Origin of the sequence: Pseudomonas putida NBRC 14164, assembly GCF_000412675.1 — a bacterium.
Classification (GTDB): Bacteria; Pseudomonadota; Gammaproteobacteria; order Pseudomonadales; family Pseudomonadaceae; genus Aquipseudomonas; species Aquipseudomonas putida.
Genome location: NC_021505.1, coordinates 3,309,641 through 3,333,939, shown reverse-complemented (window position 1 = coordinate 3,333,939; position 24,299 = coordinate 3,309,641). Strand labels below are relative to the sequence as shown.

The window sequence follows — 24,299 nt, the reverse complement described above, 5'->3', positions numbered from 1 at the left end:
TGCACGCTTGCGCGCTGTGCTTCTCAGGCACGCTGGTCGCGCGGCATCGGCCATAGCCCGACCAGCAGCAACAGCGCGGCCACGGCCAGAAATGGCAGGCGCGGATCGAGGGCATAGACCAGGGTGCCGGCCATTGGACCGATCACCGCGCCCATGCCTTGGGCCGCACCAATGGAACCGGCTGTGGCACCTTGCTCGGGCGTGCATGGCGTTGGCCGCCAGCGCTGAAAACGACGGGAAGACAAAGCCCATGCCTGCAGCCGCGACGAAGTAGCAGCCCCATAGCCAGGGTGCGGTGGTCGCGAGCGCGCCGCAGGCAAAGCCCAGGGCCGAAACCGTAGCGCCTACCCGGATCATTTTCAGTGGCGGCCATTCCAGTTTGCGCAGCAGTACCTGTGACAGCATCAGTGCCACGCCCACCGTGGTCAAAGCGATACCGGCGGCCTGGGCAGCTTCTGTCGGGCCGAGGTGCAGGCGGTCCAGGGCAAAGAAGCCGACAATGATCTGCGACACGGTAACACTGAGCATGGCACTGAACGCTACCAGCAAGGGCCGGCGCAGGCGTGGGTCGTTCAAACGCACCGGGCTTGGGGCATGGTTGTGGGGTAGCGCCTGCGGCTTGAGGGTGAACAGCAGCACGAGAAAGGCACTGGCCGGCAGCAGCGACATGATATGGAAAGGCAGGCTCAGGCTGTGCCGCGCCAGTAGCGCCGCCAGTGCCGGCCCTACTACCAGGCCGACCGCGTTGGCCGCCCCCAGCGAAGCCATGGCCCGAGCACGCCGCTGCGGCTCGACATGGTCGGCGATCAGCGCGTTGCAGCCTACCGGGATTGCAGCATAGAAGGCGCCGATGCAGCCGCGTGCGACCATCAGTCCGATGAACGCTGCGGTCGCGCCCGGCAGCCAGCGCAGCGCGCCCTCGACAAACAGGCATAACAGCCAGTAAGCCAGGGTGAAGCCGGCGGTCCCCAGCAACAGGATACGTCGCCGGCCCAGGCGATCTGCCGCACGGCCCCAGGGCCGGGCCAGCAGCACCCAGACTACGCCGGCCACCGTCACGGCAGCGCCGGCCTGCCAGGTGGCCATGCCGAGTTGGCGGGCAATCGGGCCGATCAGGGCGACGAAGGCCATCATCGACATGGTACAGGCCATGTTGGCCAGCAGCAGCGGACGCAAGTCCAGGGTGCTGGCAGGTTTCAGGGTTGCAGGATCCTTTGCGACGTTCATTGGGCAGTCCAGGGCAGTAAGGCAAATAGAAAGCCGATCTTATTAAGAACGATTATTGATTGTCGAATGCCCCGGGCTGCTGCAGGTCATTCGCTGCGGCGCAGGGGGCCAGGCCACATGCTACGCAACACGCCGTCACGGCGCACCCACGCGTGCATCAAGGCTGCACCCACATGCACCAGCACTGTGGCGAACAGCAGGTAGCCGGCCCAGCCGTGTGCCAGGCGCAACACGGCATACAGTTGCAGGTTGTGCGGGGCGATGGCGGGCAAGCCCAGCGGGCGAGGGTAGTCACCAGCCGACAGCATGGCCCAGCCCAGTAGCGGCATGGCCAGCATCAGGCCATAGAGCAGCAAGTGCGATGCCCCGGCGGCCCAGCGCTGCAGGGTTGGCAGGTCTCGCGGCAAGGGTGGGTGAGGCACGGCCAGGCGCACCCCGATACGCAGCACTACCAGCACCAGCAGTGCCAGGCCGGTGGCCTTGTGCAACCCGATCAATACAGGATGGCGTAGCGACAGGTCTGCAACCATGCTCACACCAATGAACAGCATGGCCAGGATCAGCACGGCCATCAGCCAATGCAGCAGGCGGGCAAAAGGGTGGAAGGCTTCGGGTTTCATGGGCGGGCTCCGGTGCTGAGCGATTCACGGCTGCGGCGGTTGAACGATTCCGAGTAGGCAGCCGAACGGGCGGCGAGGATCGGGTCGGCAGATGCCTCTATGCCTCGGGGCAGGATCAACGGGTCGAAATTGAGGTCGCGGCATGCCCCCTGCTCAGGGGCGTCGACCTGTTCCAGCACCAGGGTGCCGGCGTCTACGCTGCGCCGCTCGGCGGGCCAGGGCCGGGCAGGGTCATCCACCGCATCGCCGGGTTCGGCCAGCACCAGGCGAAGCGTCCAGCGCAAGGGGCCCTGGGCCAAGCGTTGCTGCAGGTCGTGTTGTAGAAACTGTTTGTCATCGATCTGGGTGGGCAGCGCGGCAAACGCGGTTTGCGGCTCAAGCTGCCAGCGCACCGGGTGGCGCGTGCCGCCTGCGTCGATCAGGTGAAAGGCGTTGATACTGTGGTATTGGGTGCTGGCGAAGCTGTTGCTGGGCTTATAGCCCGCCGCCCATTGGCGAAACGCCGCGCTCTCCGGGTGGGCTGCGAAAAACGCCTGCAGGCTGGCAGGGTTCGGTTTGCCGGTGGCCGGGTCTGGCGTGTTGGCCAGCACTTGCTCGTAGAACCCTTGCGGTGTGCTGATTGCCAGCACTGGCGGGTTGTTCATGCCGGTGCGCCATACCTGCCCGTCGTCGGTACTCAGCTGAATGGCCAGGCTGCGCACGGGTATGCCGGTGTCCGGTGCGAACGGGTTGGCACCGCCAATGGCGAAACGGCCGGTTACCGGCACGCGTGCCTGGCTGAAGACGCGCGCAGTAGAAAGGTTGGCGGCCTGCCCGCTGGCCTGGAAGTAGCCGCTGACGCACAGGCCCTTGGCATGGTTCTTCCGGTAGCCTGGGTAATGCCCGGCCTGGGCCTCGAAGGTATCGATGATACGCTGTGGCGTCAGCCGGCTTTCGCCGAGCCAGCCGGCGGCGTAGGCAAAGCCGGCGCCTGCGGCCAGCATCACGGCGCCGATGGCAGCCAGGCGCACGGCTTTCGCCGGGCCGTGCAAAGGTGAGTTCATGGTCATCGTCCGGTTTGGTGAAGGTGCCAGTACGACGCGGCAGGGAAAAACTTATTCCATCGGCGGGAATAGAATTTCCTGGCAGGCGTCTGCCTTTACAATGACAACTTCAACGGCCGGGACTTTTCCATGCACGATCTGGATGACCACCAGTGGCGCGAGCTGCTGGCCCGCCTGCGCCGCTTTGCCGTGTGGCTGACCCGCGAGCCGGGCAGCGCCGATGACCTGGTGCAGGCCACGGTCGAGCGGGCCCTCAGCCGACGTCACCAGCAACGCGATGCCGAGGCGCTGCGGGCCTGGCTGTTTACCATCCTCTATCGGCTTTTCCTTGATGGTAAGCGCCGCGACCGCCTGCATGCGCGCTGGCTGTCCTGGTTCGGCCGTGCCGAGTACGAGGAGGAGCCGCAAGGGGCCAACCTTGAGGCCAGTGTCCTGGCCCAGGCCGACTTGCAGGCGTTTGCCCGGCTGACGGCCGAACAGCGCGCCTTGTTGCTGCTTATCAGCATCGAAGGCTTGAGTTACAAGGAAGCCGCCCAGGCCCTGGGCATCCCTATCGGCACTGTGATGTCGCGCCTGTCGCGCGCCCGCAGCGCCTTGCGCGAACTGACCGAGGGCAACCCCCAGCCCCCGGCCTTGCGGAGACTGAAATGACGCGTCTGATCCCCAGCGAAGACGAATTGCACGCTTACGTCGATGAGCGCCTGGCGCCTGTGCGCCGGGCCGAGGTGCAGGCCTGGCTGGCGGCCAACCCACAGGCGGCGGCACGGGTGGAGGGCTGGCGCGCCGATGCCCGCCGGTTGCGTACTGCGCTGGCCGGGTTTGGCGAACTGCCCGGGGCAGCGCAATTGGACCTTGGGCAGGTGCGTCGGCAATTGCGACAGCGTCGGCAGCGGCGTTGGGCCGCAGCGGCGGTGGTGATGCTGGCATTGGGTGTGGGAGGGCTGGGCGGCTGGCAGGTGCGCGATGCGTCCCTGGCACGAGTCGACCTGCCCATGGCCGATGCCGTCCAGGCGCACCGTTTGTTTGCCGGCAGCGAGGCGCTGGATATCCAGGCCAGTGATGCGGGGCAGTTGCGCGACTGGTTGGGGCGGCATTTCAGCCGCGTAGGGCAATTGCCGGACCTGGCGGGCTATGGCTTCAAACCGGTGGGGGCGCGCTTGCTCAGCAACGAGCAGGGGCCGGCGGCGCTGCTGGTGTTTGAGGATGGCAAGGGCCAGCGCATCAGCCTGTTCTTGCGCTCACCAGGCGAGCTGTATCGGCGCATGCCGGACGGGCAGCGGGTCGATGGCCAGCTGGAGGCGCGGTACTGGTCGCATGGGGCTTACAACTTTGCCCTGGTCAGCGCGGCGGACGATGTCCGTGGGGCCGGGGTGGGGGAGGCGTTGCGGTTGGGGTTGTGAGTGCGGAGGTCGAAAGCGCCACACACCTACTGTGGGAGCGGCCTTGTGTCGCGAAAGGGCCGCGCAGCGGCCCCAGGATTTCTGCGTCAACGTCTACATTGCTGGGGCTGCGATGCAGCCCTATCGCGACACAAGGCCGCTCCCACAGGGTGGCGGTGATGCGGATATGGCACCCGGCGATCAGCTCAGTTCCAACCAGATCGGCGCATGGTCCGAGGGCTTTTCCATGCCACGCAGTTCATAGTCCACGCCCGCTGCCTTGATGCGCGGCACCAGGTGCTGCGAGGCCATGATCAGGTCGATGCGCAGGCCGCGCTTGGGATCGTCCTCGAAACCACGGCTGCGGTAGTCGAACCAGCTGAAACGGTCGGTGACGTCCGGGGGCAGGTGGCGGAAGCTGTCAACCAGGCCCCAGCCTTTCAAGCGCTCCATCCACTCACGCTCTTCTGGCAGGAAGCTGCACTTGCCGGCCTTCAACCAGCGCTTGGCGTTGTCCGGGCCGATGCCGATGTCGCAGTCCTGCGGCGAGATGTTCATGTCGCCCATGACAAGCAGTGGCTGGTCGTTGCGGAACTGGCCTTCCAGCAGTGCCTGCAGGTCGCTGTAGAAACGCTGCTTGGCCGGGAACTTGGTGGGGTGGTCGCGGCTTTCGCCCTGGGGGAAATAGCCGTTCATGATGGTGATCGGGTTGCCATCGGCATCGGCGAAGGTGCCCCAGATGAAGCGGCGCTGGGCTTCTTCTTCATCGGTGGCAAAGCCCTTGTGCAGGCTCAACGGGGCCTGGCGCGACAGCAGCGCCACGCCGTAATGGCCTTTCTGGCCGTGGTAGTGCACGTGGTAACCCAGCGCCTCCACCTCGGCCAGCGGGAACTGATCGTCGCTGACCTTGGTTTCCTGCAGGCCGATTACGTCCGGCTGGTGCTTTTCGATCAGCGCTGCCAGCTGGTGCGGGCGGGCTCGCAGGCCGTTGATGTTGAAACAGACGATCTTCATGGAAAGACGATCCCGGTAAAAGGCGGGATGCTAGCCGACATCGCCCCACATCACCAGCATGGCGGCTTCGGGAGCCTGCTGCTAACGTGCTGTAGGGGGTGAACGAAGCGCGGTGGTGCACCTCCAAGGCAATGTACGCCCATTCCAGGAGGTCTGCCCGCAATGCCCGAAACCACTGCCGCCCCGGCTCAAGTCTGCCTGCTCGATGACGGCTACAGCCGCGAGGCGCGTTCGCTGCTGTACAACGCCTACCGCCACGAACCTACCTTTGCCTATATCTTCGAAGCCCAGCGCCCAGGGTATGAGCAACGCTTGCGGGTGATGGTGCGCGAATGGGTGCGCCAGCACTTTTACTTGCAGTTACCTGCCATCGGTTTGCTGGTGGACGACCGCCTGATTGCCCTGGCCCTGATCGTGCCGCCGGTGCGCCGGTTGGGCGTTGCCGACAGCTGGGCCTGGCGCCTGCGCATGATCCTCGGCACTGGCCTGCGCTGCACGCGGCGTTACATGGACTACCAGGCCGCCCTGTCCACCTGCCTGCCCACCGATCAGGTGCATGTGTTGCCATTGCTGGGGGTACATCCGCAGTTTCAGGGCAAGCATTACGGGGAGCAATTGTTACAAGCCGTGCACGACTGGTGCGCGGATCAACCAGGCACCCAGGGCGTGGTGCTCGACACCGGCAATGAGCATTACCTGGCCTTTTACCAGCGCCAGGGCTATGAAGAAATTGGTGAGGTCGCCGTAGGACCTATCCGGGAACGGGTCTTCTTCCATCCCAATCCAGTCTCTTCAACCTCCACTTTTGCCTGAACATCCCGCCAGGCGGCTCCCTTGAGCGCCTGGCTCTGGTAGCATTTGCCGCATGACGTATTCAGGAAGATTGACCTGGGGCCTGGTTATCTGGGCCGCCAGTTTCGCAGCATGGGGCCAGAGCGAGTTGCTGGTGAAGGTAAAACCAGCCAACAAAGCGCTCAAGGCCAATGTCGAAGGCTATATAGGCACCCTTGGTGACCGCGATGAAGAAGCATTGTTACGCTTCAGTCGCGGGGCAGAGGAGCAGGCGCGCAAAGCCGCGCAGGCACTTGGCTACTACCAGGCGCAGATTGATACCGAGGTAAAGCCCCCCAAAGACGCAGACCATTCCCCGCAACTGATCCTCAGCATCAACCCGGGCGAGCCGATCCGCCTGCGCAACGTGACCGTGCGCATCGAAGGCCCCGCCAGCGAAATGAAGGCCTTCCGTGTGCCCGACAGCAAGGCACTGCGCCCAGGTGAACAACTCAACCACGGCCATTACGAAGATGCCAAGCGGCTGATCCAGAACCAGGCGTCGCGCTACGGTTTTTTCAGTGGCCGCTTCAGCAGCCAGCGCCTGGCCGTCGACCCGCAGGCCGGTGTGGCCGATATCGAACTGGTCTACCTGAGTGGTCCGCGCTATCACTTGGGCGCAGTGACCTTCGGCGGCGACACGCCGCTGGACGATGACCTGCTGCAGCGCATGGTGTCGTTCAAGCCGGGCACCCCCTACGACTCGGAGCTGATTGCCGAACTGAACAATGACCTGCAATCGAGCGGGTATTTCGAAGGCGTGCGGGTGGATGCTGCGCCCACCGCCGCGGTGGGTGAAGAAATCCCGGTGGATGTCCGCCTGGAAACCCGCAAACCACGCACCATGGGCTTGGGCCTGGGCTTCTCGACCGACGTCGGTCCGCGTGGCAAGGCCAACTGGACCCGCCATTGGGTCAACCCGCAGGGCCACAGTTATGGTTGGGAAACCGAGCTGTCGGCACCGCGGCAGAACGTTGGCCTGTGGTACGACATCCCCCTCGACCCGCCACTGACCGACAAGTTGCGCTTCGCCGGCGGCTACCAGAACGAGGAGCTTGCCGGTACCGATACCCTCAGCAAACTGCTGACAGTCGGCCCCGAGTGGCACAGCAAGCTGCCCAGCGGCTGGCAGCGGGTCATTTCGCTCAAGTACCAGCGCGAGGAGTATCGCCTGGGTGACGATTCCGGGCTGAGCAACCTGCTGATGCCTGGCGTGAGCTATTCCTTCCTGCGCAGTGACAACCGCATCGATCCGCACAACGGCTACCGACTGCAGTTCGATGTGCAGGCGGCCAAGGAAGGGCTGGTTTCCGACACCAACCTGTTGCACGGCAATGTCCTGCTCAAGGGCCTGACCACGCTTGGCCAGAACCACCGCTTGCTCGGTCGCGTACAGTTCGGCGGCAGTGCGACCAATGGGTTCAAGAACAACATTCCGCCGTCGCTGCGCTTCTTCGCCGGTGGCGACCAGAGCGTGCGTGGCTACGACTACCAGACCCTGTCGCCGAAAAACAGCGATGGCGACCGCATCGGCGGGCGTTACATGGTGGCCGGCAGTGTCGAGTACCAGTATTCGTTGACCGAAAAGTGGCGGATCGCGACGTTTGTCGACCAGGGTAACTCGTTCAACAACCTTGAGCTGCCCAGCCTCAAGACCGGTGTCGGTTTTGGTGTGCGCTGGGTATCGCCGGTCGGGCCATTGCGCCTGGACCTGGCCAAGGCGCTGGATGACGAAGGGGGCATTCGCCTGCACTTTTCCATGGGGCCTGAGCTGTGAAACGCGTGATCAAATACATTCTGCTGGGCCTGCTCGGGGTAGTCGCGAGCCTGGGCCTGGTGCTAGGCCTGCTGCTGGGTACCGAGGCGGGCAGCCGCTGGGCGCTGGGCAAGGTGCCCGGGCTTGAGGTGGCCGATTTCCAGGGGCGCCTGGCGGGTAGCTGGCAGGCCAGCATGCTGCGCTGGGCCGACGGTGGCAGCACGGTAGAGTTGCAGGCACCGCTACTGGCCTGGTCGCCTGCCTGCCTGCTGCGCGCCACCCTGTGCATCGACCGGTTGCAGGCACAACGCATCGACATGGCCTTTGCGCCAAGTGTCGAGCCGGCCGAAAGCGGCCCGCTGCAGCTGCCGGCGCTGCGCTTGCCGCTGGCCATCGAACTGGGCGATGTCAAGGTCGGCCAACTGCGGCTGGATGGCAGCGACCTGCTGGGTGACTTGCAACTGGCGGCGCACTGGACCGGCACCGGGATGCGCATCGACAGCCTGCACCTGCAGCGCGATGACCTGCAATTGAACCTGCAGGGCGACCTGCAGCCCGAAGGTGACTGGCCAGTGCAACTCCAGGCGCAGCTGCAACTGCCAGCCGTGGACGGCAAACCCTGGCAGTTGGCACTGACCGCCACCGGCGGATTGCAAAAGACCCTGAAGCTTGCGGGCACCAGCAGCGGTTACCTCGACGCCACGCTGAACGGGCAGTTGCAGGCGTTGGCCGAGCATCTGCCGGCGACCCTGCAGATTCGTTCAGAGGCGTTCAAGCCGGCGGGCTCGCTGCCCGATACCTTGCAGTTGAATCAGCTCAAGCTTGATGCCAAGGGCGACCTGCTCAAGGGTTATCAACTGTCGGGAACGGCCAGCCTGCCGGCTGAACAGTCGCCAATCGCGTTGGCGCTGTCCGGGTTGGTCGACAGCAAAGGCGCCAGGCTCGATGCCCTTGACCTGACCGCCAGCGACACCCAGCGCGTGAAACTGCAGGCCACGGCCGACTGGCAGCAAGGCTTGACCGCCGATGCGCAGCTGGACTGGCAGGACTTCCCATGGTTGCGCCTGTACCCACTGGAGACACCGCCCGAGGTTACCCTCAAGCGTTTCAATACTCAGGTGCATTATCGCGATGGCAATTATCAGGGCACCTTCAAAGGCGACCTCGACGGCCCGGCAGGGGCGTTCAGCCTGGTCAGCCCGTTCGAAGGTGACCTGACCCAGGTGAAACTGCCGCAACTGGCGCTGACCGCCGGGCAAGGCAAGGCCGCCGGCAGTGTGGCCGTGCGTTTTGCCGACACCTTGGCCTGGGATGTCGACTTGCAGCTTTCGGCGCTCGACCCGGCCTATTGGCTGGCGGAGCTGCCGGGCACCTTGGCGGGTCCGCTGCGCAGCAATGGCGAGATGAAGGGCGAGGTGCTCACCCTTGATGCCCAGCTTGATCTCAAGGGCCGCCTGCGCGGCCAGCCGGCAGTGTTCAAGGCTGAGGCCCAGGGGGCGGGGCAGAACTGGACACTCGGCGCCCTGGCGATCCAGCTGGGGGACAACCGTATCAACGGCAGTGGCAGCTTGCAGCAGCGCCTGGCCGGGCGAATCGACCTTGACCTCCCGCGCCTGGGCCAGCTGTGGCCAAGGCTGCAAGGCCAGGTCAAGGGCCGGCTGGATGTTGCCGGCACCTTGCAGGCTCCTCAAGGCACGCTGACCTTGCAGGGCCAGCGCTTGGCCCAGGCCGAAAACCGGCTGCAACAGCTGGACCTGGATGCCCGCCTGGACAACGCCCAGCGCGGTGTGATCGAGCTAAAGGCCACTGGCATTCACCTGGGCGACACGGCATTGGGCACGCTGCAGGCCAACGGCAAAGGCGACATTCGCCTGCAAGCCTTGACCTTGGCGCTGGATGGCCCGCAACTCAAGCTTGACCTGGGCCTGGATGGCCAGTTGAGCAAGGGTGACTGGCGTGGCCGCCTCGCGAGTGGGCGTATCCAGGCCGGTGGCCAGGATTGGCAGCTGCAATCGCCGGCACGCCTGCAGCGTCTGGCCAGCGGCCAGCTGGACTTCGGTGCCCATTGCTGGCGATCTGGCCAGGCCAGCCTGTGTGGTGACGACCAACGCCTGGCGCCCGAGCCGCGCTTGCGCTACCACCTCAAGCAGTTCCCGCTCGACAGCCTTGCCCAGTGGCTGCCAAAAGACTTCGCCTGGCAGGGCCTGCTCAATGCGGATATCAATCTGGACATCCCGGCCAGCGGCCCCAAAGGCAACATTGTCATTGATGCCAGTGGCGGCACGCTGCGTGTGCGCGACAAGGGCCGTTGGGTCGATTTCCCCTATCAGGCCCTGCGTGTCGACAGCACGTTGGCGCCACGGCGTATCGATACCCGCCTGGTGTTCCGTGGAGAGCGCCTGGGCGAGCTGAACGTCAATACGCGCCTCGACCCGTTGGGCAAGAACAAGCCTCTGTCAGGTGATTTCCGCCTGGCCGGGCTGGACCTGTCGGTGGCGCGTCCGTTCGTGCCGATGGTCGAACGCCTGGCCGGGCAGCTCAACGGCAGTGGGCGGCTTTCAGGCACCTTGCTGGCACCACAGGTCAACGGCAACCTGATGCTCAGCGGTGGCGAAGTGAGTGGCGCCGAGTTGCCGGCCAGCCTTGAGGACCTGACATTGCAGGCGCTGATCGCCGGCGATCAGGTGCAACTCAATGGCAACTGGCGCAGCGGCGATGCAGGGCGCGGCCAGTTGAGCGGCAACCTCACGTGGGGGCAGGCATTGGGCATGGACTTGCGCCTGCAAGGCCAGCAACTGCCGGTCACGGTCGAGCCTTATGCAACGCTGGAGGTCGCCCCGGACCTGACCTTGCGCCTGATCGACGACAAACTGGCGGTTACCGGCAAGGTGCAAGTACCCAAAGGCAAGATCACCGTGCGCGAACTGCCACCGTCGACCGTGAAGGTATCGGATGACACGGTAATCGTCGGTCACCAGACCGAAGAGGGCAAACCGCCCATGGCGATGGCCATGGACATCGATGTCGAGGTGGGCCGCGACAAGTTGTCGTTCAGTGGCTTTGGCCTGACCGCCAACCTGCTTGGCCACGTGCATATCGGCGACAACCTCGACACCCGTGGCGAGTTGAGCCTGGCTGACGGTCGTTACCGTGCCTACGGCCAGCGGCTGACCATCCGCCGTGCGCGCTTGCTGTTCGCCGGCCCGATCGACCAGCCGTACCTGGACATCGAAGCCATCCGCACGGTCGATGATGTGATTGCCGGTATCCGCCTGAGCGGCAGTGCCGAGCAACCCACAACCAAGGTGTTTTCGGAACCGGCCATGAGCCAGGAGCAGGCGCTGTCGTACCTCGTGCTGGGGCGGCCTCTGGGCAACTCTGGCGAGGACAACAACATGCTTGCCGAGGCAGCGTTGGGCCTGGGGCTGGCAGGCAGTGCCGGCATCACCGGCAGCCTGGCATCGAGCTTGGGGATCGATGACTTCCAGCTGGACACCGAAGGCTCGGGCAACAGCACCAGCGTGGTCGCCAGCGGCAACATCACCGAGAAGCTGAGCCTGCGTTACGGTGTGGGTGTGTTCGAGCCTGCCAACACCATCGCGTTGCGTTACAAGCTGAGCAAGAAGGTGTACCTGGAAGCCGCCAGTGGGCTGGCCAGCTCACTGGACATCTTCTACAAGCGCGATTTCTGAAGCGGTGTCGGGGCGGCCGTCAACGGACAGTGGCCGCCTCGATGAATTCGTTGGTGTCGGGCGAGGGCAGTGGGCCGGGGGCGCGTACCGGGGTGATCAGGCTGGTGTACTCCTCGATGAGCCGGTTCAGGGCTTCCGGCGGCTCGCTGGCCTGGAACTGCATGCGGATCTGCACTTCGTCAGGGTCACGGCCTTCGCCCTGACGGCCTTGGCCACCGATGGTGACCTTGAAGCTGGCAGCCTTGTTCTCGCTCGCGGTCAGCAGTGCCTGTTGTGCTTCGGTCCCTTTGACCCGGACCGACAGGTCCACCTGCATGCGCTCCAGGGCCAGGCCCTTGGGCGACACCAGTGCAAACAGGGGGACGCGCATGATGTGCTGCCCATCCATGGCCACTTCGACCATCTTGGCTTTCATGGGGGCGCCCAAGGCGTCGCTGTCGCACTCGAAGAACTGGTCGAACAGGTTGATGTACTGCTGTGCAATCAGGCTGTTGGTGGCGCTTGCGGCTTCCTGCAGGCCACGTGTGATCTCACGCAGGTCAATGGAGGTCATCGGGGCAGGGGGCTTGTTCATGGGCTCGACTCCTCAGGCCAGGTGGTGCCCCCCCGGTGCTGGCCAGGGGGCTGTTTGCGGCTCGTGGAGCGTCTCAAGGGGTGTTGTTGCCTGCATCGGCAGCAGGGTCTTTCAAGGTGTCGGCCTGGGAAATTTCGTCCGGGCTCTGCAGTTCGGCAGTTCTGACCACGGTTGGCTTGGTTGCCGCGTCGGTGAGGAACTCGATCACCCTCATCATTGCTTCAGGTGGCTCCTGGCGCTTCATCGTCGTATTGAAGGCGTAGCGGGCGCGGGTGTCGGTCTTGCGTGTCTGGGCGGACTTGTGGCTGACGCTGCCCTTTACGTTCAGCTTGAAGGGCCCCCACCCCAGTGAGCCGGTCACGTCCGCACCCATTTCCGTGCTGGAGGTGTCTTCCGACATCTGATTGATGATCAGCTCGAATTCGACATTACCTTCATCGATGGAGATGTTCGGGTGTGTGATGGCCGCCAGCAAAGGCACCTTCATGGTCTTGCTGACCACGCCCTTGTATTCACCCTGTTCGTCGACGATGGTCTCGTCGTAATCGAACTGGATAGCCACGGCCTTGCCGTCCTGCACACATACCTGCATCAGGAAGTCGGCGTACGACTTGCTGGCGGTAACCTGGGCCTGGACCATGGCCTGCAGGGGGCCTGCGATCATGCGGTCCATGGGCAAGGCGTTGATCACGGATCCGATGAGGCTGTTATCTATCGACATGTTTTGTTGCTCTTTTTATGGAGGGGAAGGGTGGCCACCTCTGGCGGCCTCGGTGCTGGTCGTCAGCGAGCGCAAGGTTCCTGGCGACGGATGTTGCCGATCTGGCGCAGGCTCAGGCCGTACTTGTTGGCCAGCAGGCTGCGTGAAAGGCCATTGGCGCTTTCTTTCTGGATCTGCTGATTGCGCAGCTGGCGTAGGAAGTGGTCAGCCTTGGGGATCTCCAGGGCTACCCCGGCAAAGCGCTTGATCAGTGCGTCCAGCGCTTCGGCCGGCAGTACGTCGGCGAGCTTGGTACGCTCGCGGTACTTGGGGATGTATTTGGGCCTGCCGCCGTAGGCGCAGGTCAACTGGTAGGCATTGTCGATGCCGATACAGTCGACCAGGGCCTGCAGCGAGTGGGGCAGTTGGCTGATATCGATGAGGCTCAAGTCTGGTAATTCCATATGGCGCTCCTTCGGGATGGGGGTGTGCGACCCGATCACCAGCGGCGTTATGTCGACGGTGTGAGCAAATTCTGTGTGACAGCCACGGCGCGTCGCTAGGCGGCATATGGGTTGCAATTTGTAGCCTCGGTGAACAGCAGTTGCAGGCAGCGATATCCTGCGTTGTAGGACATGTCTTCAAGATGTGGCTGTGGCGGTTGATTTCCCATCAGGGCGCTGTGCACGTCGAGTGATGGGGCGGGGCACCCCTCAGTTACAGGGGTAGCTGGTCACCAGACTGGCGCTGCGCAGGTAGGCCTGAGGCGCATCGAGCATGCTTTGTGGCAGCGCCCGCCAGTCGACCAGCAGGCACAAGGCATGCAATGGCTGCCCGCCGCGCTGACCGATAACCGTGCCGGAAAAGCTGCGGCGGTACAACGCCTGGGTCTGGTGCAGCGCCTGCACCTGATCGGCTTGGGCCAAGGTCTGCCGGACCAAATCGGGCAACTGGGCCATGGGGGCGCTGAAATGCAGTGGGGCGCCGGGTGCCTGCAGGTAGCCAGCCTGACGCACCCGCTGCCACAGTTGTTGCCACTGGCTGGCGCCAGCATGGCGCTCCAGGTCGCGACCAAGCTCAAGCAGTTGCGCTGCCGTTACCTCGCGGGTGTCCAGCGCGTGAAGGGTAAGCGGGGTCAGAATCAGGGACGCGAACAGCAGGGGTTTGTACATGGTGCCTCCGGCATGGGTGCTTGGAGACCCATGCTTTCAGGCAGTCGCCACCCTACCCAGCAGGAAATGCAGCGCCGGGCCCTATGGGCGTTGTATCATTGCCACGGCTCGTTGCGAGCCATTTGCCTTTGATGTTGCAAGGAACTTTCGATGACACACGTGCAGCGCCTCAAATATTCCCTTCTGATCATCCTGGTGGTACTGGGCCTGATGCTGGGCCTGTCCCACCTGCAGAAGCAGGGCACGATCAGTGAGCAGACCTTCCAGATGGCGGCCATCGCCATCGCCGTTGTGGTCGTGGTGATCAACGGCATTCTGCGGCGCAAGGTCAAGCCCTGATCCGTGCGGGCCGGCCAGGTGTGGCCGGCCATGCGCTCAGCGCGTGTGTGTCTGCTCCAGTACGGCGCGCGCCTGGGGGTTGAGGCTGTAGCACTTGTCGTTGCCCAGTTCGATGACACCTTCGGTGCACAGCCGCTTGAGCACCTCACGCACGCTGAGGAACGACAGCGGAATATCCAGCTGTTCCAGTTGTGCGTGCACGCCGCGTACGCCAATGCTGCGGCCATTGCGGTCAGCGGCGTGCAAGGCATCGATCACCTTGAGCCGGATCAGGCTGGTTCGCAGGCCGAAAGTGCGCAGCAGCTCGCGGATCTGTTCGTTGCCGATGCGTTCCTCAGAAAAAACGTCCTGTCCGTTGGGCGCTTTGCCTGGGACGCGCCCGGCGTGAGTCGAGGGTTGCGGGTTGTACATGTGAATGCTCCTTTTCGTGGACGAACCCGAAATGTGGTTGCCTCACTTACTAGGACGAATGAGAACGCAAAAACTGCAACCCACTCGTAAAAAAAATGGCTGTTCCTCTTCAAGACGTTCCATCGCCTTGTAACACGTAAAATTTTCACCTGGCCGTTCGTCTGATCGGGATAGACCCCGAATCCGAGGAGTGCCCGTGTTTCCACTTTCCCGTCCCATGACGTGCGCAGGCCTGGCCGCTGCACTGGTGGCCTTCAGCGTTGCGGTGCAGGCGCAGCCCGCTACTGATGCCAGCGCGCAGATCCGTCGAACCAGTTACGGGGTGCCGCATATCGTGGCCAAGGATGAGCGCGGCCTGGGCTACGGCGTTGGCTATGCCTATGCCCAGGACAACCTGTGCCTGCTGGCCAACGAGGTGCTGACCGTGAGCGGTGAGCGCTCACGCCATTTTGGTGCCAAGGGCAAGACCCTGGAGCAGCGTGACAACCTGACCAGCGACCTGTTTTTCACCTGGCTCAACAGCCCGACGGCGGTCGACGCGTTCCTGCAAGCGCAACCGACGCAGGTGCAGGCACTGCTGGCGGGCTATGCCAGCGGCTACAACCGGGCGCTCGCCGAGCGCCGCCGCGAAGGCTTGCCCGCCGAATGTGGCAGCGGTGAGTGGCTGCGGTCGATCACCAGCCAGGACCTGGTCAAGCTGACCCGCAGGCTATTGGCCGAGGGGGGTATAGGGCAGTTCGTCGAGGCACTGGCAGGCGCGCACCCACCTGCGGCGGGCAGCCAGCAGGCGTCGGCAGGTTTCGCCAAAGCGCTGGCGCGGCAAGAACGCTTTGCCACGGAGCGCGGCAGCAATGCGGTGGCCGTGGGCGCGCAGCGTTCGGCCAATGGCCGCGGCCTGTTGTTGGCCAACCCGCACTTCCCGTGGATGGGCGGCATGCGCTTCTACCAGATGCAGCTGACCATCCCTGGCCAGCTCGATGTGATGGGCGCGGCATTGCCGGGCCTGCCGGTGGTCAATATCGGTTTCAACAGGCACCTGGCCTGGACGCACACCGTCGACACCTCCAGCCACTTCACCCTGTATCGGCTGCAGCTCGACCCCAAGGACCCGACCCGTTACCTGCTTGATGGCAAGTCGCTGCCACTGGCCAGGCAAACCATCAGCGTTGCGGTCAAGGCAGAAGATGGCAGCGTGAGCCAGGTAGAGCGGCAGGTCTACAGCTCGCAATTCGGCCCGGTGGTGCAATGGCCCGGGCGCCTGGACTGGGATGCGCACGCGGCCTACAGCTTGCGTGACGCCAACCTGGACAACACCCGAGTGTTGCAGCAGTGGTACCAGATCAACCGTGCCGACAGCCTTGCGGCGCTGAAAGGCTCGGTCGAGCAGTTGCAGGGTATTCCTTGGGTCAACACCTTGGCCGTGGACCAGGGCGGTGGGGCGTTGTACCTGAACCAGTCGGTGGTGCCGTATGTCGACCAGCAACTGCTGGGTGCCTGCAGCAACCCACAAGGGCAAGGGCGCATGGTGGTGCTGGATGGTTCGCGCAGCGCCTGTCAGTGGAAGGTCGATGCGCAGGCTGCGCAACCGGGAATCTTCCCGGCGCGACTGTTGCCGAGCCTTGAACGCCAGGATTTCGTGCAGAACTCCAACGACCCGGCATGGATGGCCAACCCGGCGCAGCCGCTGACCGGCTATTCACCCTTGGTCAGCCGCAGTGACCAGCCGCTGGGCATGCGCAGCCGCTTTGCCCTGCAGCGCCTGCAGGGCACGGCAAGGCTGGGCGTGGATGACCTGCAGCGCATGGTGACCGACGACGAGGTCTACCTGGCCAGCCTGGTGCTGCCAGACCTGCTGCAATGGTGCAAGGGCGCAAGCGCGGATGTACAGGCCGTGTGCAGTAGCCTGGCGGCCTGGAATGGCAAGGCCGACCTCGACAGCGGCATTGGCCTGGTGCATTTCCAGAACCTGTTCAACGCCCTGGCCGAACACCCGGAAAGCTGGCGCGTAGCCTTTGACCCGGCCGACCCGCAGCACACGCCGCGTGGTTTGGCGGTGGAGCAGGCGGCCGTGCGCAAGCTGGTACACGAGGCGGCACTGGCTTCGCTCAAGCAGGTGAGCGACAGCGGTGTAGCGGGGGAGGCGCGTTGGGGGCAGGTGCAGCAGGCGCTTGATGGCACGCCGGTACCGGGTGGCCCGCAGGCGCTGGGCGTGTACAACGCGATGTACAGTGTCCCGCACGGGCAGGGCAAGCGGCTGGTGGTGAGTGGCACCAGCTACCTGCAATTGGTCAGCTTTACCGACAAGGGGCCAGAAGCCCGTGGCCTGCTTGCCTTTTCCCAGTCGAGTGAGAAGGCTTCGGCGCATGCCAGTGACCAGACCAAAGCATTTGCGGCCAAGCAACTGGCGGTGATTCCGTTTACCGAGGCTCAGATCAAGGCAGACCCGGCGTATCGGGAAGTGGTGATCAGTGAGCGGGACAAGGGGGTGGTAGTCAGCCAGCCCTGAAGCGTCAGCGTGCGCCGGCCCATTCGCGGGTAAACCCGCTCTCACAGGAATCGCTCCGCTTGCAGCGTTGATACGGAGTCTGTGGGAGCGGGTTTACCCGCGAAGAGGGCGACCCGCCGGGTCAGGAAAACTCGAACGGCGCCAACTGAAAGCCCTGCTCGTCAACCTGCAAGGCCCAACCGCGGCGGTCCCAGTCCCCCAGCACGATGCGCCGTGCCGGCTCCCCATCAACCACCAGCTTGTGTATCGCCGGCCGGTGGGTATGGCCATGCACCAGCGTACGCACGCCATGCGCCGCCATCACCTTGGGCACTTCCTCCGGTGTGACGTCGACAATTTCGGTGGACTTCATCCGCACTTGCGTGCTGCTTTCACTGCGCAGTTTGCGCGCCAGCTTGTAGCGGGCTGACAGTGGCAGGTGGCGCAAGATCCACAGGCTCAGCGGGTTGCGCAGCAAGCGGCGCATCTTCATGTAACCCAGGTCGCGGGTGCACAAGGTGTCGCCATGCATCAGCAGTACCTGTTCACCGCCCAGCTCGATCACACTGGGGTCGCTCAACAACGTGCAGCCCGCAGCATCGCAGAAAGCCTGGCCAATCAGGAAGTCACGGTTGCCATGCATCAGGAAGATGGCCGTGCCGCTGTCGCTCAGCCGGCGCATGGCCTGGCAGATCGACTGCTGGAAGGCGGTCATGGCATCGTCGCCGATCCAGGCTTCGAAAAAGTCGCCCAGGATGTACAACGCCTTGGCGTGGCGGGCACGGCCGTCGAGCAGATCAAGAAACGCCCGGGAAATGTCCGGGCGCTCTTCTTGCAAATGCAGATCGGAGATCAGCAGTATCACCCAATGATCTCGGCTTTCTCGATGATCACGTCTTCTTTTGGTACGTCCTGGTGGCCGGACTTGGAACCGGTGGCGACCTTCTCGATGGCATCAACCACTTCACGGCCTTCGATCACTTCGCCGAACACCGCGTAGCCCCAGCCCTGTACGTTCTTGCCGCTGTGGTTGAGGAAGTCGTTGTCGGAGGCGTTGATGAAGAACTGCGCCGAAGCAGAGTGCGGCTCCATGGTGCGGGCCATGGCGATGGTGTACTTGGCGTTTTTCAGGCCGTTGTCGGCTTCGTTCTGGATGCTGGCACGCTTGTCACGCTTTTCGTTCATGCCTGGCTCGAAACCGCCGCCCTGAATCATGAAGCCTTTGATCACCCGGTGGAACACGGTGTTGGTGTAGTGGCCTGCGTTGACGTATTCGATGAAGTTGGCCACGGTAATCGGGGCTTTTTCAGCGTTCAGTTCAATGACGATGTCGCCGTGGTTGGTGGTCAGTTTGACTTTGGACATGCTGAAACTCGCTTTTTCAAGGCAATCGGGAATTAGGGTGCGCAGGGCGCCGATTATCACCTGACGCATGTTCAGGCGATCACGACACATGGCGCGCACTGGCCATTTTGCCAGGCTTGGGCAAAAAGCCGTGATAAATCACGCCAGTTTGTCCGGGCCCGACTGTCAGCAGCTTGACTGCTTCGGCTATGATAGGCCCTTTGATTCAATCGGCCTACCCAGGCCGGACACGTGCATTCAAGGATCCTATGAGCAAGCCCACTGCCGACAACGCGCCCAACGCCGCTGCCAAAGGCGCCCCCGCTGTCCCTGCGAACTTCCTGCGGCCGATCATCCAGGCCGACCTGGACTCGGGCAAGCACAGCAGCATCGTCACTCGCTTCCCGCCGGAGCCTAACGGCTACCTGCACATCGGCCACGCCAAGTCGATCTGCGTCAACTTCGGCCTGGCCAAGGAATTCGGGGGCGTCTGCCACCTGCGTTTCGATGACACCAACCCGGCCAAGGAAGACCAGGAATACATCGACGCCATTCAAAGCGACGTCAAATGGCTGGGCTTCGACTGGGCCGGTGACGTGCGTTATGCGTCCAGCTACTTCGACCAGTTGCACGACTGGGCGGTGGAGCTGATCAAGCGTGGCAAGGCCTATGTCTGCGACCTGACCCCTGATCAAGCGAAAGAATATCGCGGCAACCTCAAGGAACCGGGCAAGAACAGCCCGTTCCGCGATCGTAGCGTGGAAGAAAACCTCGAGCTGTTCGCCCGCATGAAGGCCGGCGAGTTCAAAGACGGTGAGTGCGTGCTGCGGGCCAAGATCGACATGGCCTCGCCGAACATGAACCTGCGCGACCCGATCCTGTACCGCATCCGTCATGCCCACCATCACCAGACCGGTGACAAATGGTGCATCTACCCCAACTACGACTTTACCCACGGCCAGTCGGACGCTATCGAGGGCATCACCCACTCGATCTGCACCCTGGAGTTCGAAGGGCATCGCCCTTTGTACGAATGGTTCCTCGACAACCTGCCGGTGCCGGCGCACCCGCGCCAGTACGAGTTCAGCCGCCTGAACCTGAACTACACCATCACGTCCAAGCGCAAGCTCAAGCAGCTGGTTGACGAAAAGCACGTCGACGCCTGGGACGACCCGCGCATGTCGACCCTGTCCGGCTTCCGTCGCCGCGGCTACACCCCGGCTTCGATCCGCAACTTCTGCGAAATGATCGGCACCAACCGTTCCGACGGCGTGGTTGACATGTCGATGCTCGAGTTCAGCATCCGTGACGACCTGGACCGCACCGCACCGCGCGCCATGTGCGTACTGCGCCCACTGAAAGTGGTCATCACCAACTACCCGGAAGGCCAGGTGGAACAGCTTGAGCTGCCACGCCACCCGAAAGAAGACATGGGCGTGCGTGTGCTGCCGTTCGCGCGCGAGCTGTACATCGACCGCGATGACTTCATGGAAGAGCCGCCGAAGGGCTACAAGCGCCTGGAGCCGGCCGGTGAAGTGCGCCTGCGTGGCAGCTACGTGATTCGCGCCGACGAAGCCATCAAGGACGCCGATGGCAATATCGTCGAGCTGCGTTGCTCGTACGACCCGGACACCTTGGGCAAGAACCCTGAAGGCCGCAAGGTCAAGGGCGTGATCCACTGGGTGCCGGCCGAGGGCAGCGTCGAGTGCGAAGTGCGCCTGTACGACCGCCTGTTCCGCTCGCCGAACCCGGAAAAGACCGAGGACGGCGGCAGCTTCCTGGACAACATCAACCCGGACTCGCTGCAAGTGCTCAGCGGTTGCCGTGCCGAGCCGTCGCTGGCCCAGGCGCAACCCGAGGACCGCTTCCAGTTCGAGCGCGAAGGCTACTTCTGCGCCGACCTGAAAGACAGCCAGCCGGGCCGCCCGGTGTTCAACCGCACTGTCACCCTGCGTGACTCCTGGGGCAGCTGAGGAAACGCCGTGCTTACCATTTACAACACCCTGAGCAAAGCGAAGGAAACCTTCAAGCCGCTGGATGGCAACAAGGTGCGCATGTACGTGTGCGGCATGACCGTGTACGACTACTGCCACCTGGGCCATGGCCGCAGCATGGTGGCCTTCGACCTGGTCACCCGCTGGCTGCGCAAGAGCGGCTACGAGCTGACGTATGTGCGCAACATCACCGACATCGATGACAAGATCATCAACCGGGCCAACGAGAACGGCGAAAGCTTCGACGCGTTGACCGCCCGCATGATTGACGCGATGCACGAAGACGAGCGCCGCCTGAACATCCTGCCGCCAGACCAGGAGCCACGTGCCACCGACCATATCGCCGGCATGCACGCGATGATCCAGACCCTGATCGACAAGGGTTATGCCTATGCCCCAGGCAATGGCGACGTGTACTACCGCGTCGGCAAGTTCGTCGGCTACGGCAAGCTGTCGCGCAAGAAGATCGAAGACCTGCGCATCGGCGCACGCATCGAGGTCGACGAAGCCAAGCAAGACCCGCTGGACTTCGTGCTGTGGAAGGGCGTCAAGCCCGGTGAACCGAGCTGGGAATCGCCATGGGGCCCGGGCCGTCCGGGCTGGCACATTGAGTGCTCGGTGATGTCCACCTGCTGCCTGGGTGAGAGCTTCGACATTCACGGCGGTGGCAGCGACCTGGAGTTCCCGCACCACGAGAACGAGATTGCCCAGAGCGAGGCGGCCACAGGCAAGCAGTACGCCAACGCCTGGATGCACTGCGGCATGATCCGGATCAACGGCGAGAAGATGTCGAAGTCGTTGAACAATTTCTTCACCATCCGCGATGTGCTCGAGAAGTACCACCCTGAAGTGGTGCGTTACCTGCTGGTGGCCAGCCACTATCGCAGCGCGATCAACTACTCCGAAGACAGCCTGCGCGACGCCAAGGGCGCGCTTGAGCGCTTCTACCACGCCCTGCGCGGCTTGCCACGGGTAGCGGCCAAGGGCGGCGAAGCGTTTGTCGAGCGTTTCAGCGTGGCGATGAACGACGACTTCGGCACCCCCGAAGCCTGCGCCGTGCTGTTCGACCTGGTACGCGAGATCAACCGCCTGCGCGACAGCGACCCGGAGGCTGCTGCCGGCCTGGCTGGCCGCCTGCGCGAGCTGGGTGAGGTGCTGGGTGTGCTGCAACTGGAGGCCGATGACTTCCTGCGTGCAGGTGCCGAAGGCAAGGTCGATGCTGCCGAGGTGGAAGGCCTGATTCAGGCGCGGCTGCAGGCGCGTGCGGACAAGAACTGGGCCGAGTCGGACCGTATCCGCGACCAGCTCACCGCGATGGGTGTGGTGCTGGAAGACAGCAAGGGCACGACTACCTGGCGTTTGGCTGACTGACCGGCGTACTGGGGCTGCTTTGCAGCCCTTCGCGGGCACGCCCGCTCCCACAGGTTGGCGCGACATGTCCGGTGTGCGCTATCCCTGTGGGAGCGGGCGTGCCCGCGAAGGGCCGCAAAGCGGCCCCTGCTTTTATTTGGCCAGCCCGGCAAGCGGGCAGTGCAATACCAACTTCGCCCCACCCAACTCGCTCTCCCCAATTTCCAGCCTGAACCCATGCAGGTCCACGATCGCCGCAACGATCGACAATCCCAGCCCAAACCCGGCATGGCGATGGCCTTCATCGCTGCGATAGAACCGCTTCAGCACCGCAGTACGCTCTTCTTCGGGAATGCCCGGCCCGCTGTCCTCGATAGCCAGGTGCACGCCGGTGTCGTCGTGTGTCGCGCTAATTCGCACTTGCCCACCTTCGGGCGTGAACTTGATACCGTTGCCCATCAGGTTGGCCAGTGCCTCGAACAGCAGTTCGCGGTCACCGTGCAGTGCCGGCAGCTGCGCGGGCTGGTGCAGTTCCAGGTGGATGCCGCCATCCTCGGCCAAAGGCAAATAGAAGTCGTGCAGTTCGACCAGCAGTTCATGCGGGTCAAGCTGGACGAAGCCGGCCCGGCGCTGGCGGTCTTCCAGTTCGCTGATGCGTAGCAACCCGCGAAAACGCGCCATCAGCGTGTCGGTTTCGCCGATGGCCTGGTCCAGCGCCTCGGCTTGCGCGGAGTCGACGTCGCTCTGCTGGCGAATCCGGTACAGCTGGGCGCGCAGGCGGGTGAGCGGGGTGCGCAGGTCATGGGCAATGTTGTCGCACACCCCCTTGACCTCATGCATCAGCCGCTCGATGCGGTCCAGCATGGCGTTGACGATGGCTGCCAGCATGTCCAGCTCATCGCGCCGGGCCGACAACGGCAGGCGGTGGGTCAGGTCGCCGGCAACGATCAGCTCGGCCTGGGCCTGGATTGCGCGGATACGCTTGAGCGGCCTGCGCCGTAGCAGGTACCAGCCGGCAAAGCCTGGGATCAACGTCAAGGAGATACCCCAGAGCAGGGCATCGAGGATGATCCGGGTAACCACGAACAGTGAGCCGTTATCGCGGAACAGTACCAGCCAGCGGCCATCTTGCACTTTGATCGCCACCGCATCGCAGCTGTCGCGGGGCAGGTGTGGGTCGTCGGCATCCAGGCAGCGTTTCAACTCATGGATCTTGCCGTCCAGCCTGAGCTCCGGGGGCAGGGCGCGCACACTGCCGCCAATCGGGTTGAGCTGGGTGTCGAACAGGCCATAGGCGTCAAAGCTGCGCTCCTCGAAGGCCTGGCTGGCGATCAGGGCGTCGTCCAGCTGCTTGCCGCTCATGTGCGCGAACAGGTGTTGGCGCTGCAACATGGAATGGCGGGTGAGCTTGTTCAGGTAGCTGGACACCTCGAAGTACAGCACCCCCATGAGGATGCTGCTCCAGGCCACGAACAGAAAGCTGTACAGCGCCAGCAGGCGGCTTGTCGAGGAGCTCCAGCCTTTAGACGGGTTCAGCAATGGCATAGCCGGAGCCCCGTACCGTACGGATCAGCGGCGACTGGCCGGGGGAGTCGATTTTCTTGCGCAGGCGACCGATGTGCACGTCGATCAGGTTTGTGCCGGGGTCGAAATGGTAGCCCCAGACTTCTTCGAAAATCATCATCCGTGTGATCACCTGGCCGCTGTGGCGCATCAGGTACTCCAGCAGTTTGTATTCGGTGGGCAGCAGGTTGAGCGTATTGTCACCGCGGCGCGCCTCGTGGCTGATCAGGTCCAGTTGCAGGTCGGCGACCTGCAGGCGTGTCTGGGTCATGGGCACACTGTTGCGGCGCAGCAATACCTCGACCCGTGCGGCCATTTCGTCGGAGGCAAACGGCTTGGTCAGGTAGTCGTCACCGCCGGCCCGCAGGCCGCGTACCCGTTCGTCGACGTCGGAGAGGGCGCTGATCATCAGGATCGGCGTGGCGATCTTGAGGCTGCGCAGGGTGGTGACGATGGTCAGGCCATCGACCTCGGGCAGCATGCGGTCCAGGGTGATCAGGTCGTAGCCACCGGCAATGGCCTTGGCCAGGCCTTCACGGCCGTTGTCGGCCCATTCGACCTCCAGGCCGTGGCTGGTAAGTTCGGCGACGATTTCCTGGCCGGTGACGGCGTCGTCTTCGATGGTCAGTACGCGAGGCATGCTGGTTCCTGGGCATCTAATAGAGATTTGATTGTGCCAAAGAATAGACAACCGGCGATTTAAGAAAAATTCATCTAGTCATCTGGCTGCTCTGGAGCGATCCGCTGTCTTGCCTGAATTCAGAAGCTTGCGCGGTCATTGTGGGAGCGGGCATGCCTGCTCCCA

General features: G+C 63.7%; 21 protein-coding genes and 1 pseudogene. 9 read left to right on the top strand and 13 right to left on the bottom strand.

Going from position 1 to position 24,299, the window contains the following annotated elements:
- Positions 1-23 precede the first annotated feature (23 nt).
- The 3 genes and pseudogenes from PP4_RS14785 to PP4_RS14775 all read right to left on the bottom strand — a co-directional run bounded on the left by PP4_RS14785 (position 24) and on the right by PP4_RS14775 (position 2,896).
- Positions 24-1,227, bottom strand: a pseudogene (locus PP4_RS14785) (MFS transporter).
- Between the two features lie 86 nt (positions 1,228-1,313).
- Complete coding sequence (locus PP4_RS14780) at positions 1,314-1,847, bottom strand: cytochrome b (protein WP_016499998.1); 534 nt, start codon at positions 1,845-1,847, stop codon at positions 1,314-1,316.
- The gene (locus PP4_RS14775; RefSeq protein ID WP_016499997.1) at positions 1,844-2,896 is read right to left on the bottom strand and encodes a catalase family peroxidase; all 1,053 of its coding nucleotides are present in this window, start codon (positions 2,894-2,896) and stop codon (positions 1,844-1,846) included. The genes PP4_RS14780 and PP4_RS14775 overlap by 4 nt, the downstream gene beginning before the upstream one ends.
- 123 nt (positions 2,897-3,019) lie before the next feature.
- On the opposite strand from PP4_RS14775, the gene PP4_RS14770 reads away from it, so the two are divergent.
- Together PP4_RS14770 and PP4_RS14765 are read left to right on the top strand one after the other, a co-directional pair.
- The gene (locus tag PP4_RS14770; RefSeq protein ID WP_016499996.1) at positions 3,020-3,541 is read left to right on the top strand and encodes a sigma-70 family RNA polymerase sigma factor; all 522 of its coding nucleotides are present in this window, start codon (positions 3,020-3,022) and stop codon (positions 3,539-3,541) included.
- Positions 3,538-4,290 carry an anti-sigma factor family protein gene (locus PP4_RS14765; protein ID WP_016499995.1) on the top strand — a complete coding sequence of 251 codons (753 nt, stop codon included), beginning with the start codon at positions 3,538-3,540 and terminating at the stop codon, positions 4,288-4,290. Before PP4_RS14770 ends, PP4_RS14765 begins: the two co-directional genes overlap by 4 nt.
- A gap of 180 nt (positions 4,291-4,470) precedes the next feature.
- Here PP4_RS14765 and xthA read toward each other — a convergent pair whose 3' ends face one another.
- A complete protein-coding gene (gene xthA / locus PP4_RS14760) occupies positions 4,471-5,283 on the bottom strand; it encodes an exodeoxyribonuclease III (RefSeq protein ID WP_016499994.1) in 813 nt (270 codons plus the stop codon).
- Positions 5,284-5,445: 162 nt separating this feature from the next.
- On the opposite strand from xthA, the gene PP4_RS14755 reads away from it, so the two are divergent.
- Genes PP4_RS14755 through PP4_RS14745 form a run of 3 tightly spaced genes read left to right on the top strand, consistent with a single transcriptional unit; the run spans position 5,446 to position 11,562 of the window.
- A complete protein-coding gene (locus tag PP4_RS14755) occupies positions 5,446-6,096 on the top strand; it encodes a GNAT family N-acetyltransferase (RefSeq protein WP_016499993.1) in 651 nt (216 codons plus the stop codon).
- A gap of 52 nt (positions 6,097-6,148) precedes the next feature.
- Positions 6,149-7,891, top strand: coding sequence for an autotransporter assembly complex protein TamA (locus PP4_RS14750; RefSeq protein ID WP_041167753.1), 1,743 nt, complete (start codon positions 6,149-6,151; stop codon positions 7,889-7,891).
- Positions 7,888-11,562 carry a translocation/assembly module TamB domain-containing protein gene (locus PP4_RS14745; protein ID WP_016499991.1) on the top strand — a complete coding sequence of 1,225 codons (3,675 nt, stop codon included), beginning with the start codon at positions 7,888-7,890 and terminating at the stop codon, positions 11,560-11,562. Before PP4_RS14750 ends, PP4_RS14745 begins: the two co-directional genes overlap by 4 nt.
- 19 nt (positions 11,563-11,581) lie before the next feature.
- On the opposite strand, the gene PP4_RS14740 is transcribed toward PP4_RS14745, so the two are convergent.
- The 4 genes from PP4_RS14740 to PP4_RS14725 form a co-directional block, all read right to left on the bottom strand.
- Complete coding sequence (locus PP4_RS14740; RefSeq protein WP_016499990.1) at positions 11,582-12,136, bottom strand: DUF2589 domain-containing protein; 555 nt, start codon at positions 12,134-12,136, stop codon at positions 11,582-11,584.
- A gap of 73 nt (positions 12,137-12,209) precedes the next feature.
- Positions 12,210-12,857 (bottom strand): DUF2589 domain-containing protein, encoded by a 648-nt coding sequence (locus PP4_RS14735; RefSeq protein ID WP_016499989.1) that lies wholly within the window; start codon positions 12,855-12,857, stop codon positions 12,210-12,212.
- A 62-nt stretch (positions 12,858-12,919) separates the two neighbouring features.
- Positions 12,920-13,300 carry a Mor transcription activator family protein gene (locus PP4_RS14730; RefSeq protein WP_016499988.1) on the bottom strand — a complete coding sequence of 127 codons (381 nt, stop codon included), beginning with the start codon at positions 13,298-13,300 and terminating at the stop codon, positions 12,920-12,922.
- 249 nt (positions 13,301-13,549) lie between these two features.
- Positions 13,550-14,008, bottom strand: coding sequence for a hypothetical protein (locus tag PP4_RS14725; RefSeq protein WP_016499987.1), 459 nt, complete (start codon positions 14,006-14,008; stop codon positions 13,550-13,552).
- Between the two features lie 150 nt (positions 14,009-14,158).
- Between PP4_RS14725 and PP4_RS14720 the strand changes: the two genes are divergently transcribed.
- Entirely contained in the window at positions 14,159-14,347 is a 189-nt protein-coding gene (locus PP4_RS14720; RefSeq protein ID WP_016499986.1) for a hypothetical protein, read from the top strand.
- 36 nt (positions 14,348-14,383) lie between these two features.
- Here the strand turns inward: PP4_RS14720 and PP4_RS14715 are convergent, their stop codons facing one another.
- Positions 14,384-14,758 carry a hypothetical protein gene (locus tag PP4_RS14715; RefSeq protein ID WP_016499985.1) on the bottom strand — a complete coding sequence of 125 codons (375 nt, stop codon included), beginning with the start codon at positions 14,756-14,758 and terminating at the stop codon, positions 14,384-14,386.
- 196 nt (positions 14,759-14,954) lie between these two features.
- Here PP4_RS14715 and pvdQ point away from each other — a divergent pair, with 196 nt between their 5' ends.
- Positions 14,955-17,264, top strand: coding sequence for a bifunctional acylase PvdQ (gene pvdQ / locus PP4_RS14710; protein ID WP_016499984.1), 2,310 nt, complete (start codon positions 14,955-14,957; stop codon positions 17,262-17,264).
- 121 nt (positions 17,265-17,385) lie between these two features.
- On the opposite strand, the gene PP4_RS14705 is transcribed toward pvdQ, so the two are convergent.
- A complete protein-coding gene (locus tag PP4_RS14705; RefSeq protein ID WP_016499983.1) occupies positions 17,386-18,108 on the bottom strand; it encodes a UDP-2,3-diacylglucosamine diphosphatase in 723 nt (240 codons plus the stop codon).
- The gene (locus PP4_RS14700) at positions 18,105-18,608 is read right to left on the bottom strand and encodes a peptidylprolyl isomerase (RefSeq protein WP_041168048.1); all 504 of its coding nucleotides are present in this window, start codon (positions 18,606-18,608) and stop codon (positions 18,105-18,107) included. Before PP4_RS14700 ends, PP4_RS14705 begins: the two co-directional genes overlap by 4 nt.
- Before the next feature lie 248 nt (positions 18,609-18,856).
- On the opposite strand from PP4_RS14700, the gene PP4_RS14695 reads away from it, so the two are divergent.
- Positions 18,857-20,560, top strand: coding sequence for a glutamine--tRNA ligase/YqeY domain fusion protein (locus PP4_RS14695; RefSeq protein ID WP_016499981.1), 1,704 nt, complete (start codon positions 18,857-18,859; stop codon positions 20,558-20,560).
- Positions 20,561-20,569: 9 nt separating this feature from the next.
- Entirely contained in the window at positions 20,570-21,952 is a 1,383-nt protein-coding gene (cysS, locus tag PP4_RS14690) for a cysteine--tRNA ligase (protein ID WP_016499980.1), read from the top strand.
- Between the two features lie 132 nt (positions 21,953-22,084).
- On the opposite strand, the gene PP4_RS14685 is transcribed toward cysS, so the two are convergent.
- Together PP4_RS14685 and PP4_RS14680 are read right to left on the bottom strand one after the other, a co-directional pair.
- Positions 22,085-23,476 carry a sensor histidine kinase gene (locus PP4_RS14685; protein WP_016499979.1) on the bottom strand — a complete coding sequence of 464 codons (1,392 nt, stop codon included), beginning with the start codon at positions 23,474-23,476 and terminating at the stop codon, positions 22,085-22,087.
- Positions 23,454-24,134, bottom strand: coding sequence for a response regulator transcription factor (locus PP4_RS14680; RefSeq protein ID WP_016499978.1), 681 nt, complete (start codon positions 24,132-24,134; stop codon positions 23,454-23,456). The genes PP4_RS14685 and PP4_RS14680 overlap by 23 nt, the downstream gene beginning before the upstream one ends.
- Positions 24,135-24,299 lie beyond the last annotated feature (165 nt).